At 55.0% G+C, this 17,778-nt stretch carries 12 protein-coding genes; 3 read left to right on the plus strand and 9 right to left on the minus strand.

Annotation, left to right across the window (positions count from 1 at the left end; all coding sequences use genetic code 11):
* Positions 1-427: 427 nt before the first annotated feature.
* The 5 genes from KGA83_RS00005 to KGA83_RS00025 all read right to left on the minus strand — a co-directional run bounded on the left by KGA83_RS00005 (position 428) and on the right by KGA83_RS00025 (position 8,062).
* The gene (locus tag KGA83_RS00005; RefSeq protein WP_223527423.1) at positions 428-3,391 is read right to left on the minus strand and encodes an FAD-binding and (Fe-S)-binding domain-containing protein; all 2,964 of its coding nucleotides are present in this window, start codon (positions 3,389-3,391) and stop codon (positions 428-430) included.
* A gap of 347 nt (positions 3,392-3,738) precedes the next feature.
* Complete coding sequence (locus KGA83_RS00010; RefSeq protein ID WP_223527425.1) at positions 3,739-4,656, minus strand: LysR family transcriptional regulator; 918 nt, start codon at positions 4,654-4,656, stop codon at positions 3,739-3,741.
* Positions 4,657-5,043: 387 nt separating this feature from the next.
* Complete coding sequence (locus KGA83_RS00015) at positions 5,044-5,310, minus strand: DUF2790 domain-containing protein (protein WP_223527426.1); 267 nt, start codon at positions 5,308-5,310, stop codon at positions 5,044-5,046.
* Between the two features lie 445 nt (positions 5,311-5,755).
* Entirely contained in the window at positions 5,756-7,201 is a 1,446-nt protein-coding gene (locus KGA83_RS00020) for an aldehyde dehydrogenase family protein (protein WP_223527428.1), read from the minus strand.
* Between the two features lie 36 nt (positions 7,202-7,237).
* Entirely contained in the window at positions 7,238-8,062 is an 825-nt protein-coding gene (locus KGA83_RS00025) for an SDR family NAD(P)-dependent oxidoreductase (RefSeq protein ID WP_223527430.1), read from the minus strand.
* A gap of 485 nt (positions 8,063-8,547) precedes the next feature.
* On the opposite strand from KGA83_RS00025, the gene KGA83_RS00030 reads away from it, so the two are divergent.
* Entirely contained in the window at positions 8,548-9,309 is a 762-nt protein-coding gene (locus tag KGA83_RS00030; RefSeq protein WP_223527432.1) for a hypothetical protein, read from the plus strand.
* 120 nt (positions 9,310-9,429) lie between these two features.
* Positions 9,430-10,881, plus strand: coding sequence for an NAD-dependent succinate-semialdehyde dehydrogenase (locus tag KGA83_RS00035; protein WP_317850578.1), 1,452 nt, complete (start codon positions 9,430-9,432; stop codon positions 10,879-10,881).
* Between the two features lie 457 nt (positions 10,882-11,338).
* Here the strand turns inward: KGA83_RS00035 and KGA83_RS00040 are convergent, their stop codons facing one another.
* The 4 genes from KGA83_RS00040 to KGA83_RS00055 all read right to left on the minus strand — a co-directional run bounded on the left by KGA83_RS00040 (position 11,339) and on the right by KGA83_RS00055 (position 16,417).
* The gene (locus KGA83_RS00040; RefSeq protein WP_223527433.1) at positions 11,339-12,742 is read right to left on the minus strand and encodes an MFS transporter; all 1,404 of its coding nucleotides are present in this window, start codon (positions 12,740-12,742) and stop codon (positions 11,339-11,341) included.
* Between the two features lie 393 nt (positions 12,743-13,135).
* Complete coding sequence (locus KGA83_RS00045) at positions 13,136-14,113, minus strand: ketopantoate reductase family protein (protein ID WP_223527435.1); 978 nt, start codon at positions 14,111-14,113, stop codon at positions 13,136-13,138.
* A 115-nt stretch (positions 14,114-14,228) separates the two neighbouring features.
* Positions 14,229-15,017 (minus strand): HpcH/HpaI aldolase family protein, encoded by a 789-nt coding sequence (locus KGA83_RS00050; RefSeq protein ID WP_223527436.1) that lies wholly within the window; start codon positions 15,015-15,017, stop codon positions 14,229-14,231.
* A gap of 560 nt (positions 15,018-15,577) precedes the next feature.
* Positions 15,578-16,417 carry an IclR family transcriptional regulator gene (locus KGA83_RS00055; protein WP_223527437.1) on the minus strand — a complete coding sequence of 280 codons (840 nt, stop codon included), beginning with the start codon at positions 16,415-16,417 and terminating at the stop codon, positions 15,578-15,580.
* A 490-nt stretch (positions 16,418-16,907) separates the two neighbouring features.
* Between KGA83_RS00055 and KGA83_RS00060 the strand changes: the two genes are divergently transcribed.
* Positions 16,908-17,555 (plus strand): alcohol dehydrogenase catalytic domain-containing protein, encoded by a 648-nt coding sequence (locus KGA83_RS00060; RefSeq protein WP_223527439.1) that lies wholly within the window; start codon positions 16,908-16,910, stop codon positions 17,553-17,555.
* Positions 17,556-17,778: the final 223 nt, after the last annotated feature.

Below are 17,778 nucleotides of genomic sequence, written 5' to 3' on the forward strand. Positions count from 1 at the left end.
GGAAAATCACTGTCCAAGTGCTCGTGGAATCAGTGTCCAAGTGGCCGTGGAATGAGTGTCCAAGTCAGCGTGGAATCGCTGTCCAAGTGTTCGTGGAATGGGTGTCCAAGTGCGTGTGGAATCCGCAGCCATGGAAGCATTGATGGCATTTCGTCAAGGGCGCCGCTTGTGGCGCGAGATAGCAATAACCTGCGCGACCATTACATAGCCCACAAGCCAGGGGCCCCGGTTGCGGTCGTGATTGACCTCTGCAAACCTCCATCGCTTGCAACGAGATCGCTGCGCTTTCCAGGATTTAACGCGCCCCCCCCTTCATGCCCCTTGAGCAAGCGCTCCACTGCATACATGGCCAACCGTGAATGAGACAATTAGGGTTTCCAGTCAGTAGATCGGCCTTTACGCGCCATTTTTTGATAAACGGCACCTGTCAATTTATGATCTTGGCCAGAAACTCTGCGAGATGCAGTGGTTCATGCTCGCTGACGTTTCGAATCTGCCCACGGCAGCTAAATCCATCTGCCACTACCTGTGCATCAGTTGGAACGGCGTCCAGATGAGGCTTGAACTCCTGAATACCGATAGTTTTTGCTACTGGGGCACTCTTGCTGTGGTAACCATACGCCCCTGCTACCCCACAGCAACCGGCTTGAATTACCTGCCCGGTGCCACCCAATTGTTGAAGCAGAGTCTGCTCCGCCCCCATTCCTCCACATGATTTCTGATGACAGTGGCCGTGGATGCGTACGTCTTGGGCAGACGAAGGCAATGTGATGTCTTGGTTCTTAATAAACTCACTAAGGGTCTGAATAAGTACTTTCAGCTTTGCGGCTCTGGGGTCATCGGGAAATAGACCCGGCATCTCGTCTCGGAAAACCGAGAGGCAACTGGGCTCTAGAACTACTATGGGCATGCTTTCAGCCAAAGCCGGTTCTAGTTGGTCGAGGATCGCTTCAAGATTGGCTTTGGCTTGATCCACCAGTCCAACGTCATAGTAGGGACGTCCGCAACAGATATGGCGCTTAAGCAACCTGACGGTGAAGCCTAGCTTTTCCAGGACGTCTACACCAGCCTCCAGAACCCTGGGTGTGAAGCCATTGTTAAAACTATCCACCCAAAGCAGCACTTCGCGACCAGCCGGTACTTCTTCACTGCGCAGCAACCGTCGGGCGGTGTCGTCTGCCCGGAAACTACGCGAAGCCACAGTAGGAAAGCGCACATCCGGCGCCAGCCCCATGAGGCCACCTAAGGCCCGAACCGGGCGAGCTTGCATGGCTAGATTTATCAGGGGAGCCACTCGTGTAGCCAGCGGCAACCACTCACCGATCCGGCCAATCATGGCATCCATCAAAGGACGTCGGCGATTAGCATAATGTCGGTATAAGAATTCAGCCTTATACCGCGCGATATCAACGTTGGTAGGGCAGTCCGTTTTACAACCCTTGCAGCCTAAACACAGATCCAGGGAGTCCTTTATCTCGGTATTGTCCCAGTCGTCCTGTATTACCTCACCTTTCAACATCTCGAAAAACAAGCGTGCCCGCCCTCGAGTGGAGTAACGCTCATCACGCGTTGCTCGGAAGCTTGGGCACATAGTCCCCCCCTCAAGGGAGCGGCACTTGCCCATACCAATGCAGCGCTCAGTTTCCCTGGCGAATCCTTTGTCACCCAAGCCCTTGTGATAGGTGAAGGGACTTGCCACTTCGCGTCGAACGTAGTCTTTCCCTAAGCGTAAGTTGGCATCAACCGGCATGGCGTCAATTAACTTGCCTGGGTTCATCCGGTTGCGCGGATCCCAAATTCGCTTGAATTGGCCAAAGGCTTTCATCACATCCGGCGAATACATGATGTGCAGATATTCACCCTTGGCTTGGCCGTCGCCGTGCTCTCCAGAGAGAGAACCACCGTATTTGACTACCAGGTGTGCAGCCTCATCTAGGAAGGCGCGCCAATTATCCAGACCTCGCTGGGATTTGAGGTCGAAGGTGATCCTGGAATGTACGCATCCGTCACCGAAATGGCCATAAAGATTGGTCTTGTAGCCATAGCGTTCGACCAGCGCTGAAAACTCGCGCAGGTAGGCCCCCAATTGCTCAGGTTCGACTGCGGCATCTTCCCAGCCCACTACAGGATCCGGTTCATTGGGATCAAGCCCAAGCGATGTGGCCGAAGCACCGGTTTCGCGGATAGTCCATATGCGGCTCATCAGTGTGCTGTCGGTAATCAGAAGAACACTGGGTGCTCCAGGCAAAGCTGGGGATATATCAACGGCCTTCTGTCCTGCACGTACCGCATCCTCATAGGAATCAGCTCCGAACTCGACCATGAGCCATGCCTTGCCCTCAGGTAGCTCGGCGATGTCATCCAGTTTCATACCCCGCTGACGAAGTCCGCCGATAATCCCCTCGTCGAGCCCTTCCATCGCAATAGGTGTGAGAGGCAACAACTGAGGCACAGAGTCAGCTGCGAGAACAATATCTGTGAATCCGAACACCACAAGAATCCGCTTGGCGGGATTCTTCACTAAAGTCGTTTCTGCCCGAAGGACAGTGACACAGGTACCTTCCACACCCACCAGGGCACGTGCGATATTGAAACCGTTTTCTGGAAGCAGTTGATCCAGGTTGTAGCCTGAGACTCGACGCTTCAATGTCGGAAAACCAGATCGAATTGCCTCGGCATTTTCGTCGACCAGATTCTTTAGTGCTCGCACGATTTCTGCTCGCCGACCTCCAGCATTCAGATGCTCCTCATAAGCCGTCTCATCGGTGGGGCCCACCCAAAATCGTTCACCGTCGTAAGTCAGAATCTCCAACCTCTCGACATTTTCCACGGTCTTTCCTGCCATGACCGAGTGTGCACCACAAGAATTGTTGCCGATCATTCCCCCCAGCGTGCAACGGCTGTGGGTAGCTGGATCGGGTCCAAAGGTCAGACCGAAAGCAGAAGCTGCTGTCTTGAGTTGGTCGCAAATCACACCCGGCTCTACAAGGGCAGTTCTGCGCACTTCATCGATTTCATGGATGCTTGTTAAATACTTCGAAGCATCGATGATTACTGCGGCATTGACAGCTTGCCCGCACATGGACGTGCCAGCTCCCCGCGGCAAAATCGGAAGGTCAGCGTCTTCACATAGAGCTACAGTCTTGACTAGGTCATCGATTGTCCGAGGAATCACTACGCCGATGGGTAGCTGACGATAGTTCGAGGCTTCAGAAGCGTATACTGCACGAGTTGCAGCATCGAAGTGGATCTCGGCGGTGGTCAGCGAGGAAAGCTTCTCGCGAAACGCCAGAAGTCTGTTGAGATCAAAGGTACGCCCGACCTCTGGCCTAGCTTGAGCCCCAGTTACGTCGTCAAGGCTTACTGCAATTTGGCGGGTCGTAGTATTCATTGATGCACCTAGCGGTTGCGTTAAAGTTTCCTCAGTTTATTCAATGGATTAAATTTCGTAATTAGCCTAAAAAGAAATCCATTCTTGAATCTAAGTAAATAGTGTCCGCCCGAATTGACGATCTCAATACCTTTACTCGGGTTGCGAGCCGGGGCAGCTTCACGACTGTGGTGCAGATGCTCTGTCTGTATTGTGCGGTGAAGAGCAACCAACTTATCCAAGCTAAAGGCTCAACATTCGACTGATTCAAGTCCGCAACTCTGGGCAAACCCCAAAAGCTCAGCGTTGCCAAGGGGCGGCAATTGCACCTCCTGAATTATCAACTTGTTCAACACCCACGGATCGAATCAGGAGAGGCGCTCGGTTAGCGCTTGGGCGAGGAAACGGGTAAATTCCGAGATACGCTGGGGCACGTGTCGACGCTGCTGGTATACGGCATAAATGTCCGCATGGGGTGCGTGGTACTCGGGCAACAATGCAACCAACTCGCCACTGGCTAGATGCTCCAGGGCATCCCAGCGCGAACGCAGGATCAGTCCATGCCCGTCCAGTGCTAGTCGCATAGCCACCTCACCGTCATTGCTCGAAAGGGTGCCATGTACCTTCTGGCTGTATTCACGCCCGGCACGCGAGAATCGCCAGATCGCGTAATCGCTCTCGTATTGCTTGAGTACAATGCAATTGTGTTGCGCGAGATCGGCTACCGAGTGCGGTATCCCCGAACGCTCCAGGTAAGACGGTGACGCACAAAGAATTCGCGGGTTATTTACTAGGCGATGGGCAATCAGACGTGAGTCCGGCGGCTCGCCAATACGGATGTCTATATCGATATCAGCGTCCTGCAAATTTACCGGCTGACTGGACAGCTGCAATGACAATTCTAAATCGGGATGTCCGGCGGCGAAAACCGAAAGTAGCGGTGCAACATGACGGCGACCAAAACCAAACGACGCATTGATATTCAATTTCCCCCGCAGCATCGGTTGTCGGTTACCCAGCGCACTCTCCAGCTCTTCCAATTGGCGCAGGATTGGCCGAGCACCTTCTAGATAAAGCAACCCTTCAGGCGTCAGATCCAATCTGCGCGTCGTCCGCCGTATCAAATGCACACCGAGGCGCTGTTCAAGCAATTTCAACCTCTTGCTCACAGCGGGCAATGACAGTCCCAATTCGCGCGCGACAGCGGTCAAACTTCCATGGGTGGCGACGCGATTAAAGAAACTAAGGTCATCCGTGGTGGTGACAGACTCTTTACTCAGATTCAAGTATCGGTTTTCTCTTCGTCGAATTGTGCATTTCTAGCGAGTGAATACTCTAGCGCAACCTTCAGGCAAGCACTGCAGCAGAGATCGTGAGCTTCAGCCGCAGTGCGAGCACTGATAACGAAACCTCCTGCTTCCCCCCAATCTGGTTTTATGCATTACACCAAAACGGAAGGCACGAGCTGGCAATCCCGTGGATTTCATCAATGTTGCCGAGATTGGAAAACTCCTTCTCCGCAGAAACAAAAGGCTTGTGCCCCCAAGCTTCGGAAATTACCGAGACGCAACGTGCCTGGATAAAAACCGGGCCCGGTGGCCGCTCTACCACCACCGATGAGGTTCCTCTATGGCATCGTATTTGAAGCATTGGCCTAAGTTCAGCAATGCCGCTCAGCCTTGCATATTGCAAGCTTCGGACAGTTTCCGATACGTCATGGCTGCAGGATTGCCTGAGGTATCGATGTACTTCATTTCAGAAGTAATGACTTTGCAGGTGAGGGTCATGGGCTCGCTCAGCGAAACAACCTTGGCCACGTGCAGCGGCACTCCGTAGTCGTAAGTCACTGCGTTGGATGATGTCGTGTCATTTGCTTGGGTAAGACCCGCATATACCACAGTGGCGAGAGCGGTTGTCACAAACACTGCGCGATTGTTCATGATGGATCTCCGGTGCAGGCGAAAGTCAGTTCGACCTATTGTCGAACCTGCCGCACCAGACATCAGCAAAACCTGAGGGTGTGCGGTCCAGTGAAGTTTCGGACCGCTGGATTAAGAGATGGTTAACCCGACTAGATGCTACTTGTCGGCGGTCCCCAATTATTTTTCATTCTGCGCAACGGGTAATCCTTTGAAATCGCAAGCCAGGCGCTCAATGACATTAGCCCCCATCAGAGAGCCTCCTGGCTTTCTTGAATCTCGCCGGCGAGGATTTGAAGAGCTGCAACTACTTTGCAGCCGCGCTCTTCTGCATACAGCCAGATCGAAAGGTCGTGACTCGCAGACCAAGGCCTGGTCACAACCTCCGCAATGCGATAGCAGCATGAGTGCAGTAAGCATATTTACTGAAGGGCTTCATTCTGCCGGCAACCGCCCACACAAGTCCTTACTGCCCAGCAATCTGGCGTTCTCTTTCGGCAAACCCATATACGGATTTGATTTCCAGATACTCCTCCAATCCAAACACACCCATGGATCGACCGATACCCGATTGCTTGTAGCCACCCATCGGTGTCAGAGAATTGGTTTCAGCGCCATTGAAACTTATACGCCCGGCGCGCAAACCGCTGGCGAACTTGTAGCCGCGCTCAGGATCACCACTGAACACATAACCGCCCAGTCCATAGGGCGAATCATTGGCGATTTCCAGGGCCTGCTCTTCGCAGGTATAGGGCAACACAGCTAACACTGGTCCGAAAATCTCCTCTCGGCCAATGGTCATCTCAGGCGTCACGCCCACAAAGACACTGGGCTGGGTGAAAAACCCACGCTGGATACCTTTCGGCCTGCCTAAACCGCCGGCAATAAGACGTGCGCCTTCATCGATGCCGGACTGGATATGGCGCTGGATGCTGTCGAATTGTGCTTTGCTGACGATCGGTCCCATGGTGGTTTGCGGGTCATGAGGGTCACCGAGTCGATACTTGCTCACTTCATCAATCAAATAGGGAATGACCTGTTCGATCTGGGACTCATGCACCAGCATCCTGCTTGGTGCATGGCAAGACTGGCCAGCATTGAAGAAGCAACGTTGGATATTCCAGCGAGCTGCCTTCTCCAGGTCGGCATCACGCAACACGAGGTTGGCGGATTTGCCGCCCAGCTCAAGGCACACGCGCTTGATGGTCCGCGCCGCCGCCTGGCCCACCTGGCTACCTGCCCCGGTGGAGCCGGTGAATGACACCATGTCCACATCCGGATGGCTGGACATGGCCTCGCCAATCACCCGCCCCGAACCGTTGACCAGGTTGAACACTCCCTTGGGTACGCCGGCCTTGTGTAACACTTCAGCGAGCAAAATCGCACTGATCGGCGAATTGACGCTGGGCTTGGAAACCACCGTACAGCCAGCAGCTAAGGCATAGATCACTTTGATCACTTTGGTCTGGATTGGCCAGTTCCAAGGTGAAATCAATGCACACACACCGATCGGTTCACGGCGAACAATAGTGTCGCCAATGCGCGATTCGAACGGGTAAGTCTTGAGAAGATCACGAGCCACTTTCATATGGCTGATCGGGCCCATGACTTGAGCCCGTGCACTGACGGGAATACCTACCTCTTGCGCAATCGCAACGGCGAAATCTTCGAGGCGCTCTTCATAAGCGCCGATGATGCGGTCGATAAGCGCAATGCGTTCGTCGAGCGTTGTGTTGGAGTAGGTTTCAAACGCCCTGCGGGCTGCGGCAACTGCCCTATTGACGTCCTCCACCCCACCCATCGCCACGCTGGCGAACACCGCCTCGGTGGTCGGATTAATAAGCTCGCTGTAACTAGGTGTCAGCGGTTCCACCCACTCACCGTCTATGTAAAATTTTTCGTAACGCTGCATTCGTCTACCCTCGGACTGGTTGGTACGGCACTGGCATCAACTGCTGTGGGTGTAGCCGCCATCGCAGGCGATAGTCTGGCCGGTGATGAAGGCTGCGGCTGGGGTTGCCAGGAACATCAGGATACCCACCAGGTCCGTGGGCATCATGCCGCGGGGGATACACTGCAGGCTGGCGGCGCGCTCACGCAGTTCGACTGTCGGGTTGACCGTTCGCTCGACCTCGGTGGCTACCATTCCCGGGCGAATGCAGTTGACGGTGATGCCATGCGGCCCAAGCTCCCGCGCCAGAGAGTTGGTCATGCCGATGACGGCTGACTTGGAGGTTACATAGTGCAGGTAATTGACCGTGCCGCGGGGCACAGTGTCTGAAGAAATATTGATAATGCGACCGAAGTTCGCATCTCGCATCGCCTGGGCCACAGCACATACACAAAGGTAGGTGCCAGTCACGTTAACTCGCAAGACCGCCTCCCATTGCGTCAGGGGAATCTGGTCAAAAGGGCGCTTATCGATGGTCGCAAAGATCGAAGCGTTGTTGATCAACACATCTACATGGCCATAGCTCTCGACCACCGTGGCTACCATCGCATCGACGGAGGCTTTGTCGCCAACGTCCACCCGCACTGCCAATCCTGTACCTCCCGCTGCCTCGATTTCACCGACGACGGATTCGGCCTTGTCGATATTCAGGTCTGCAACCACGGCAATAGCACCAGCCGCAGCGAACTGCCGAGCCAACTCACGGCCAATGCCCTGGGCTGCTCCGGTAATGAGTACAACCTGCCCGTCAACACTGAAATCACGAGCGGAGAGCGGTACGCCCGAATCCATCGGAGCATGGGTTACGGATTGTTCAGTCATTTTGGTTCCTGGGTTTTGTTATTGGAGGATCTCAAATCGCTTGGCCAGCGATGGCCCTTGTGAAAATTATTAGCCACCACAACATCTAATGTCAACTGGTAGGATTTAATTAATATTTACCTTTCACCTTACCGCTGCCCGCCGACTACTGACCCCGCCCCCCATAAGCAATAAACGCTCCATATAAACGCAGTATGGCTGCCACCACTTGAACCTTTGGACGCTCAAAACCAGCCTGAAAGTGGATTACTGATATGTTGACACATTCCCACATTACGGGATATTTTTAATGAATACGGCATTAGGGCGCCTTCTGTCCCTCTGTCGAGCTGGGTGGGCAGCCGACAGGCCGCAGCCAAACATTGCATAGCGGACCCCACTGCGATCACACCTAAGAGGAAGTAAAAATGCGGGTATGCAAAGCTTCAGAGACCGACAGCGAGTTGGTAGGCACTATGCGTGAAGGGGTTCTGGCCCAGAGGCACTTGCTGTTCGGCCAGGATGGCTCGCCAAACAATTACGACCTGAACATGGGCCGCGCCGGTGAAGGTGGCTGGCGAACCCCGCGGCATCGCCACAACTTCGACCAGATTCGCTACATCATCAAAGGCTCCCTGCCCTACGGCGAAAACAAAGTACTGCAGGAAGGTTGGGTGGGGTACTTCCCAGAAAGCGTCCACTATGGCCCGCAGGATCGGGTAGAAGGGCTTGAAACGCTGGTGTTGCAGTTCGGTGGAGCTAGCGGCTTCGGTTACCTGAGCGTCGCTCAGCGCGAAGCAACCAATGCAATCCTCAATGAGAGAGGGCAGTTCCACAAAGGCCTTTACACCTACACCGACGAGAACGGAAAACAGCAAAGCATGGATGGTTCTGATGCCTGCTTTGAGCATGCCACTGGCCGCAAGCTGGAGTTTGCCACCCCGCGCTATGAAGACGTAGTGGCCATGAACCCCGCTGCCTATGACTGGATTGCCCAAGACTCGGAGGGTGTCTATGTGAAATGGATTGGAGCCTTCACTGAGCGCAATGCCCGCATCGGCTTCATTCGCCTAGATGCGAACGCGGTCTACGGCGGTGGCGAGCATCCCTCCATCGAAATCCTGTTTCTGGCCAAGGGTCGCGTTGCTGTGGGCGATCAGGAATACGGTCCGGAAACAGCCTTTGAATTCCTCGCGAACGAGGGCCCAGTTGCCATGCGCGCCGTGGAGCCGACCGAGTTTTTTTGCATGGTTCTGCCAAAGTTTTGAGGTCGAGCGGTGGTGCGGCCAATTGCCGCTCCCCCCTCCCCCGCGACTTCCTCCTCCGCTTGAACCTCTCGCAGCATCTATTCCCGAAGGATCATTCCAATGCCTGAAATGACAAAAATAATCACACTGAAAGACCCCTCCCTTCTACGCAACCGCAACTACATCAACGGCGAATGGGTTGACGCCGATGACGGTGCCGTTATCCAGGTACGCAACCCTGCGAATGGTGCTTTGGTTGCTACAGTTCCCGCCATGGGCACCGTAGAGACCCGTCGCGCCATCGAAGCCGCCGAAGCGGCGTTGCCTCAGTGGCGGTCAATGGTGGCCAAGGAGCGTGGCGCAATCATTCGCCGGATTGGCCAATTGATGCTGGAAAACAGAGACGACCTGGCCGCGATCATGACGGCTGAACAAGGCAAGCCCCTGGCCGAAGCAAAGGGCGAGATCGACTACGCTGCAGGCTTTCTGGAATGGTTTGCCGAAGAGGGCCGCCGGGTGTACGGCGAAACAATGCCTCCCCATACCCCAGGGCGCCGTATATTGGTGACCAAAGAGCCGATCGGGGTATTTGCCGCCATCACCCCGTGGAACTTCCCTTCGGCGATGATTACCCGCAAAGCTGGCCCTGGCTGGGCGGCAGGTTGCACCGGGGTGATTCGTCCAGCAAGCCAGACCCCGCTTTCCGCTCTGGCAATTGCCGTGCTGGCTGAGCGCGCCGGTATGCCCAAGGGCGTTTGCAACGTTATCACCGGCCCCTCAAGCGCAACGGGTAAGGAGCTTACGGACAACCCGGTAGTACGTAAGCTTTCGTTCACCGGCTCAACGGAGGTGGGCCGCACCCTGCTGGCTCAATGCGCCAAGACCATCAAGAAAACATCGATGGAATTGGGCGGCAATGCTCCCTTCATTGTGTTTGATGATGCCGACCTGGATTCGGCAATTAAAGGTGTACTGGCTTCGAAGTTCCGCAATACCGGGCAAACATGCGTATGCGCCAACCGAATCCTAGTGCAGCAGGGGGTGTATGACACTTTCATGGAAAAGCTCAAAGTCGCTGTCGCTGCACTTAAAGTGGCTGACGGAATGGAGCCGGGGGCAACCCAAGGCCCACTGATCAACGAAGATGCTGTGATCAAGGTCGAGGAGCACATCAGCGATGCTCTGGGTAAGGGCGCATTCGTTGTCATCGGTGGTTCACGCCATAGCTTGGGCGGCAATTTCTTCCAACCAACGGTACTGGCCGATGTGCCGATGAACGCACTGATATTCCAAGAGGAAACCTTCGGCCCTGTCGCGCCGCTGTTCCGCTTTTCCACGGAAGAGGAAGCGATACGGTTGGCCAATGACACCCCCTTTGGCCTCGCAAGCTACTTCTACACACGCGATGTAGGTCGTATCTTCCGTGTCTCCGAAGCACTGGAGTACGGCATTATCGGCATCAACGAAGGTTTGATTTCTACGCCCGAAGTGCCCTTTGGAGGTGTGAAAGAAAGCGGGCTTGGGCGAGAAGGCAGTCGGCATGGCATCGATGAGTATCTCGAGATGAAGTACATGGCGATTGGCGGCATCTAGGGTTAATCCTGCCAGCTAACGGACCGATAGCACTAACGCAACAAACACGGCTCAGGGCGTTACGAATGTGGAATCCATTTGTAAGTCCCTGAGCCTTGTCGTTGACGGCAATCGAAGATAGTACCCCGATGAAGACCGGGGGTAGCAAAGGCCAGTTAGGCGAACCTTGCGGTAATAGGCCACAACTAGTCACCCCTCGACCACTGCATCTACCCTGGCAATCCATTGCCCTCTCTTCCTTGCAATCCTTCATCAGCTGCGCTGGTTTTTGGCGCAGGCACAACATGCACGGATGCGTAGCAGAGGCTTGATGAGCGCATAACCAACTCAGGATCCTGCAATCCTTTCCTCACAAAAACGACTACAGGCCCGGAGGCCTGTTGGGTGATTTATGTCTGTCCGGCATCGGACGCATCCTAGCGCCGCCGATGCCGACCACCTTAGTTGCAATCGCTAATCATGACTGCGGTTGTGGATGTCGCTTTACGCTGCCTTGCGGCTCAGCAATGTCGACCCTTGGGTTGGCAATTGGCACTGGCCGAGTCAGCCCACCTGCCAGCGCCATTAACAGCGTCACCATGATATACATGCCCGAGATAGCACCGATGACGCCAGCAATGCCGAACCGGTTGAACAACGCCAACACCACAAAGGGCGAGACGATTAGCGCCAGGCGCCCGCAGGTTTGCGCCACACCACCGCCACGGAAGCGGTACTCGGTAGGGAAAAACTCCGGCGTAGTGCCAAGGCTAAGCACCAGGAAGGACGCAACCATTGCCACTAAAAGGAAGCCGCAAATAAGGATGAAGGCAGGCGTGGTAATGAAGGGGTAAATGCCTGCGATAATGGCGCAGAGCGTCCCGAACATTACGATGCCCCAGCGCCGCTCAATCCGGTTGCCGATGAACATACACAGCAGCGGTCCTGCCACATAGCCGGCCATCATCGCCGCGTTGAAGCCTAGGGACTTGGAAATGGTCATGCCCTGACTGACGAAGAAGGTCGGCATCCAGCCAGTGACACTGTACGAGCCGAACATGCACGTTATCGCCAGGATGATCGCCAGCAGAGTGCGCGGAATTACGGGGCGCGTGAACAGCACAGTGATCGGCACCCATTTCGGAGGCGCCCCATGAGCTGAAGTGGAGCTGGGCGAAGACTGCAGCGATACGGAGGTCTGGGCGGTTCCTCCCGCTTCTTTTTCAATGCGCTGCATCACCGCCTCGGCTTCTGCGTAGCGGCCCCGCGCTTCCAGCCACCGCGGTGACTCAGGAAGCGTGCGGCGCAGCCACCAGACGATCAGTGCGCCCACCCCAGCGATGATGAACATTGCGCGCCAGCTGAAGGCCGGGATTATCCACATGCTGACAAGCGAGGTTATAGATACCCCGGCCCCTGCGAAGATACCCAGTATACCCAGGTAACGACCGCGCTTGGCCGGCGGCATGAACTCGGTGATGAACCCGTAGCATATGACATACTCGGCCCCCATACCTACGCCCTGCAGACCACGTATGCCGATCAACCAGTGCATGGAAGGCGCAAGGGAGCAGCACAGCGCCAAGATGCCGAACAGTGCCAGGTTGAATTGGAAGGCAAACCCGCGCCCAAACCGGTCACTCATCCAGCCGGCCAGCGCGGCACCGGTGGCGAGCCCGATGAAGGTTGCCGAGAGAAACATCGAATTGAGCTCAAGGGTCGAGTAACCACTGTGAAGTAACGAAGCCAGGACTGAGCCGGCCAGCGAGTTGTCGAAAGCGTCGAAAAACATGCCAAGACCAACCAGCCAGATGACGCGGAGATGGAAGCGGCCAATTGGAAGGTTATCCAGTCGCGCTCCAGCATTGACAGAGGTGGTCATGATAGGTGGCCTCCTGAGTTTACGATTGCGCTGTACTCAATGTACTGATCGCAACAAACATGCCTAGAGCGGGCATGACCCAAGTCAACCGAAAAAACGTCCAACATCTGGTTGCACTTCGGGGCAGCGGACATGCAGCGCAAGCGTTCCCGTGTAGCTGGTAGATGTAACTGACAATATCTTGCCATGGGCCTCTCCAAGTTTTTTTGTAATTGTTGTTCGAGTCCGTACTGCGTTTTTACAGGTGCAGCGTCGACCGCCAACACACTGAGCGTTAGATCACTTGCAACCTCTGTTGATAGGGTTTGTACTTTTACTGTTTACCCGGCCGAAGCTGGATGGACACAGTTGGAACTTCTAAACCGGGCCCTCAGGCCCGGAAAGTCTAATGCCTTAGTCCGAATATAACCCTGCCGCCCTTGCCCTCTGTACAGCCAGGCCTAATACAAAGTTCAACTTCGGAGTTGCTACGCCCGCCAAGCGGGCGAGTTCCAAAGGCATTTGCAGCATTGCGTCCACTTCCATGGAGCGGCCAAGTTCCAAGTCCTGCAGGATGCTCTGTTTATGCTTGGACACCGCAAGCTTTGGCAGCCCAATGTATGGATCACCCGGATCACACCCTAGCCCCTTGGCAATGGCCGCGCCTTCGGTTGCCATGCCATGGGCGAACTCGGCCACCGCCTCATTGCACAGCGCATCTTTCATCGCCGAGCCAGTCAGAATACCCAAAGAGCCACCGATGAGGTTCATCAGCAGCTTGGCCCAGACGGCATCGCGAATCTTTGCCGTTACTTCAACTTCCAGGCCACCGTCGCGCAGCATGGCGGCCAATGCATCTAGCCGTTCGTCTGCTTCGCCATCCGGGCGCCCCAGGATCAGCCGGTTGCGCGGGTTTTCCACCTTAATCACCCCCGGGGCCGTGACCGTACAAGCGGTGTAGGCTACCGCGCCCACAGCCCGATCAGGCCCAACCGAACTCCACAGCGCGGCGCCTGGATCGATCCGTGGCAACTGAGTTCCGTCCAACGGCCCGCCGCTGCCGTGGAAATACCACCAGGGAATGCCATTCATGGCGAATAGCACCAGAGTGTGATCACCAAGCAAGGGGCCGATACCCTTAACAATCTGCCCAAGCGCAGGCGCTTTTACTGCCACGATCACGATATCCTGCTGGCCGAGTTCGGCAGGCGACTCGGTGGCCACCGGATGAATGTGAAGCAAGCCTTCCGGCGTTTCCACCCGCAACCCGTCGCCGCGAATGGCACTCAAATGCTCACCACGGGCGACCACGGAAACCTGTGCGCCGCCCTTGGCCAATCTGGCCGCGAGGTGGCCACCAACAGCTCCTGCTCCATAGATACAAACTTTCATACTTATCGCCTCCTAAAGAACGTTGTTTACCTTGGGCTCAAAAGTCATACCGAAATCCAGGGAGTCGAATTGCCGAGGTCGAGCGGCGATCAGTGACTCACCAGGCAGCATCGCGTCACTCAAACTGCATACGTTTCTGTGTCGCTGCGGCAACAAGGAAGGAAACGTCATTCCCTGTCGATACGTACTGAGCTCCAAGGGACAGAAGCTTTTTCATGAACTCTGGTTTTCCACCAAGCCCACCGACTCCGAGCACCTTGTTGTGCGCCCGGCACGCCTCGAGAGTGCGCAGGTAGGCGTCTAGCACCAAGGGGTGATCAACCTGGCCTGGAAAACCCAGCGAGGTACTCAGGTCGCTGGCCCCGACCAGCAAAATGTCGACACCCTCGACTGCTGCAATCTCGTCGACTGCAGCAAGTCCTTCTGGGGATTCGATCATTGCAATGATCATGGTGGCATCGTCGAGTTGGCGGGTAGTTTCCTCGGAGGGTAATGGTCGATAATTCATCTGAGGAGCGGCACCAGCCACCGATCGCATACCCAGTGGCGGATGTTTCGCCGCGCGAACGACAGCCCGCGCATCCGCAGCGGATTGCACGCTGGGAGCCACGATGCCCAAGGCGCCCGCATCAAGAACGCGGGCAATGAAATGCGCGTCAAGACTCGGCACTCGAACAAACGGCGTCACACCCAAACCAATGCAAGCCATACAAATGTGCCCGGCAGCATCAAGTGGAAAGCTGCTGTGTTCCATATCGATATAGATCGAGTCGAAGCCAGCGGTGTAAGCAATGCTGGCAATATCCACCGTTCGCACCAGACGAACAGTCATTGAATACACTGGCTCGCCCCTGGCCAGTTTTTCTTTGAGTGGGTTGCGAAGGCGGTTGTGTGTTGAATTCATTATTTTGTTCCCGTCAGCAACGAAGGTAAGAACCTCGAACGCCGGAGGCGGATTTCCCGCCGCCGGTGGCAGGGCATTGATAGCGCGGCACTTCTCAGCCTGAGCATTCAAGGCAGTGAGGCTGCATGCACAAGAGACCCACCACGAATCGATATTATCTCGCATTGTGGGACTTAGTCAATTTTACGGAGCCAGTTAAATTAGCCTTCCGTCGTGCGAAATGAAGAAAAACCAAGCATATACGGCTTATACCGCGCCTATTTTTCCGAGGATCGAGCCAGAAAGAATGATTGTATTAATTCCAAAATTGTCTCTCATTGTGGAATTAGCTCAATCAAAAGGAGTGCCAGCGACCCTACCTGCAAGGCAATCCGGGTTTCGAGGCGGAGGGAACCCGGCAGGCGGGATCAACGACCCATCGCCGCCGAGATAGCAGGATGAAGTTGGCTCAGGCGGGCGCTGGAGGGATGGTCAAACAAAGAAGCCCGCCTCACCATTGGCAAGGGGGGGGCGATTCAAATTTTTGCCGAACTGGGCGGACCAACTGGTAAGCAATGACCTTAAAGCGCAGAAGCCATCTGTGGATTCGCCTGGGCCAGACGATTGGAAATTTCGCGAGCGGCGCGCTTGACTGACAACACGGCCCGCTTGAAATCCACATCCCGGCGCTCTTGCTCATCCCAGGCAACGCCCACGCTCCCCAGTACGACGTTATTGTCGTTGAAGATGGGTGCTGCAACGCCATAGACCCCTGGATTGAACTCACCTTTAGTAATCAGGTGGCCATCTTTTTTGATTTTGCTCAACCCACTGCGAAACTCGTCCCAGCTACCCCCAAGTCCTGCCGCCAAGATTTCCGGCTGACTACGGCTGAAGATGCTTTTCAAACGGTGATGGGGAAAGTGCGCCAGAATGACCTTGGATACCGCTCCCTTGAACAGCGGTCGGCTCTGACCACGGCAGAAGCGGTTCTCGGGGCTTAGCGGCGCCCGGTACTCACGGATGCAGAGCACTGAGTCACGAAACACCGTACAGAGCAACGAAGAATGGCCAATAGTATCAACCAGCTCCTCCAAGACACCTTTGCTGGCCTGGAGCATAGGGTCGGTGTTGCGAATTTGCAGGTCCAACTCAATGATCCGCGGCCCTAGAACGTAGCAACCGTTGCCCACCGCGCCAAGCAGCCCGGCGGAGTGCAATGCCTTGATGTAGCGGTAGCTGGTGGAGCGAGAAGACTCAAGCGCTTCAATAATGTCGACCATTGACCAGATGGGTTTCCGCTCTGTGAACAGGTCAAGGATGCTCAACATCTTGGTCAGACTACTGCCACCGTCGCGACCGTGCTCGCCCGCCTCCACGTCCGCCTCTGTTTTTTCTATTTGCAACTCTACTATCTCCATTGCCACCCACCCACTGGTCGGGACTCAAGCGGGCCGAGCAATCAAACTCGTACCGAATGGTAGCCGCCAAGTTGTTTCAGCCACTGGCCGATTGGCCAGCCTATTGGCCGTATTTTTGCTGATAATGTTGCAATATAGGATTCAGCTCAAAAGGTGTCAACGCGTGCGTCTCGAAGCGTCTACACCTGCCTTTGTCGATTGGATCGCACAAATTTGGCTTCACGGGGCAAGAATCAATCCCACGATCTCGCTGTAACTGCGAGAGCGCTTCGGAGAAATCACATCAAAAAAACATTTGATAAATCCCAAATGGTGGGTATTATCAAAAAACACTGGATAGGCACATGCACCCCCTGCTCCCGTAGCAGAGGCTGCAATAAAAATGATTCTGCCTGAAGGAAAACGCGATGAAAGCATTTGTGTTTCTGGGTGAGGGTAAGCCGGATATCTCTGAACACCCAGCGCGAGGGCCTGGTCAGAGGGTGCCCGTATGAAAGCCTCGGGCATTTGCCGCAGCGACCTGCACCTCCTCCATGACCCCAAGCACAGCAAGTCGCAAACTTTAGTTGAAGGCCACGAACCCTGTGATGTGGTGGAAATGATTGGCAGCGCCGCCTCTCCTATAGAAGTAAAGATCGGCGACCGGTTCATCGTGGACCATTATGACCGTTGCCGCACCTACCAATATTTGGACTCGGGCTGGACGCCATTTTACCCCCCTGACCGAACCGTATTCGGCGGCCCGGATTCTGACAGCGAGCATGCCGAGTACATGAAGGTTTCCACCCACACCTTGATCAAGCTCTCCAACCAATTAACTTTCGAGGCCGGCACAACTATTTTCTGCGGCAGTGGCAAAGCGCTCGACGCAATCAAAGATATCGGGCTTTGCATCGACAATATCGCGGCAATCTACGAACAAAGGCCGGTCGGCTTTAGTTTCACCATGGCGGCCAAAGCCTTCGGTGCACGAGGAATTGACCTGGAGCCGTCCCGCCTGGAAATGACCAGAAAATTCGGCGCGGGTCACATCATAAGCTCTCCTGAAAAAGAACCCTTTTCGGCCGTTCGAGCCTTGACCCGCAACTTTGAAGGCGCGGATAAGTCCATCGAGTGCAGGTACCAAAACGAGCGATGATGGTGCTAAAAGGCAGTGCACCTCACCTTTATACTGAGTTTTACACCAAGAACATTTATATCGAACTATAAAGTACTAATGAAAATGTTTGGATTTAAACGAAAACCATCGTTTACTTTCAGAACTTCAGGCACTACCAGTGACAATCAGAGGTCTCGATCCACACGGATGTTTTATCTGCAACTGGCAAAGTGATTATTTTTTCCGCGCACGCATACATAAC

The sequence above is a fragment of the Pseudomonas sp. GL-R-19 genome (assembly GCF_019956375.1).
Taxonomy (GTDB): Bacteria; Pseudomonadota; Gammaproteobacteria; order Pseudomonadales; family Pseudomonadaceae; genus Aquipseudomonas.

Bases quoted from the DNA above. Each gene is read 5' to 3' on its own strand.
- KGA83_RS00040 (WP_223527433.1), bottom strand. From the start codon at position 12,742: ATGACCACCTCTGTCAATGCTGGAGCGCGACTGGATAACCTTCCAATT.
- KGA83_RS00025 (WP_223527430.1), bottom strand. From the start codon at position 8,062: ATGACTGAACAATCCGTAACCCATGCTCCGATGGATTCGGGCGTACCG.
- KGA83_RS00055 (WP_223527437.1), bottom strand. From the start codon at position 16,417: ATGGAGATAGTAGAGTTGCAAATAGAAAAAACAGAGGCGGACGTGGAG.
- KGA83_RS00020 (WP_223527428.1), bottom strand. From the start codon at position 7,201: ATGCAGCGTTACGAAAAATTTTACATAGACGGTGAGTGGGTGGAACCG.
- KGA83_RS00015 (WP_223527426.1), bottom strand. From the start codon at position 5,310: ATGAACAATCGCGCAGTGTTTGTGACAACCGCTCTCGCCACTGTGGTA.
- KGA83_RS00060 (WP_223527439.1), top strand. From the start codon at position 16,908: ATGAAAGCCTCGGGCATTTGCCGCAGCGACCTGCACCTCCTCCATGAC.
- KGA83_RS00005 (WP_223527423.1), bottom strand. From the start codon at position 3,391: ATGAATACTACGACCCGCCAAATTGCAGTAAGCCTTGACGACGTAACT.
- KGA83_RS00050 (WP_223527436.1), bottom strand. From the start codon at position 15,017: ATGAATTCAACACACAACCGCCTTCGCAACCCACTCAAAGAAAAACTG.
- KGA83_RS00045 (WP_223527435.1), bottom strand. From the start codon at position 14,113: ATGAAAGTTTGTATCTATGGAGCAGGAGCTGTTGGTGGCCACCTCGCG.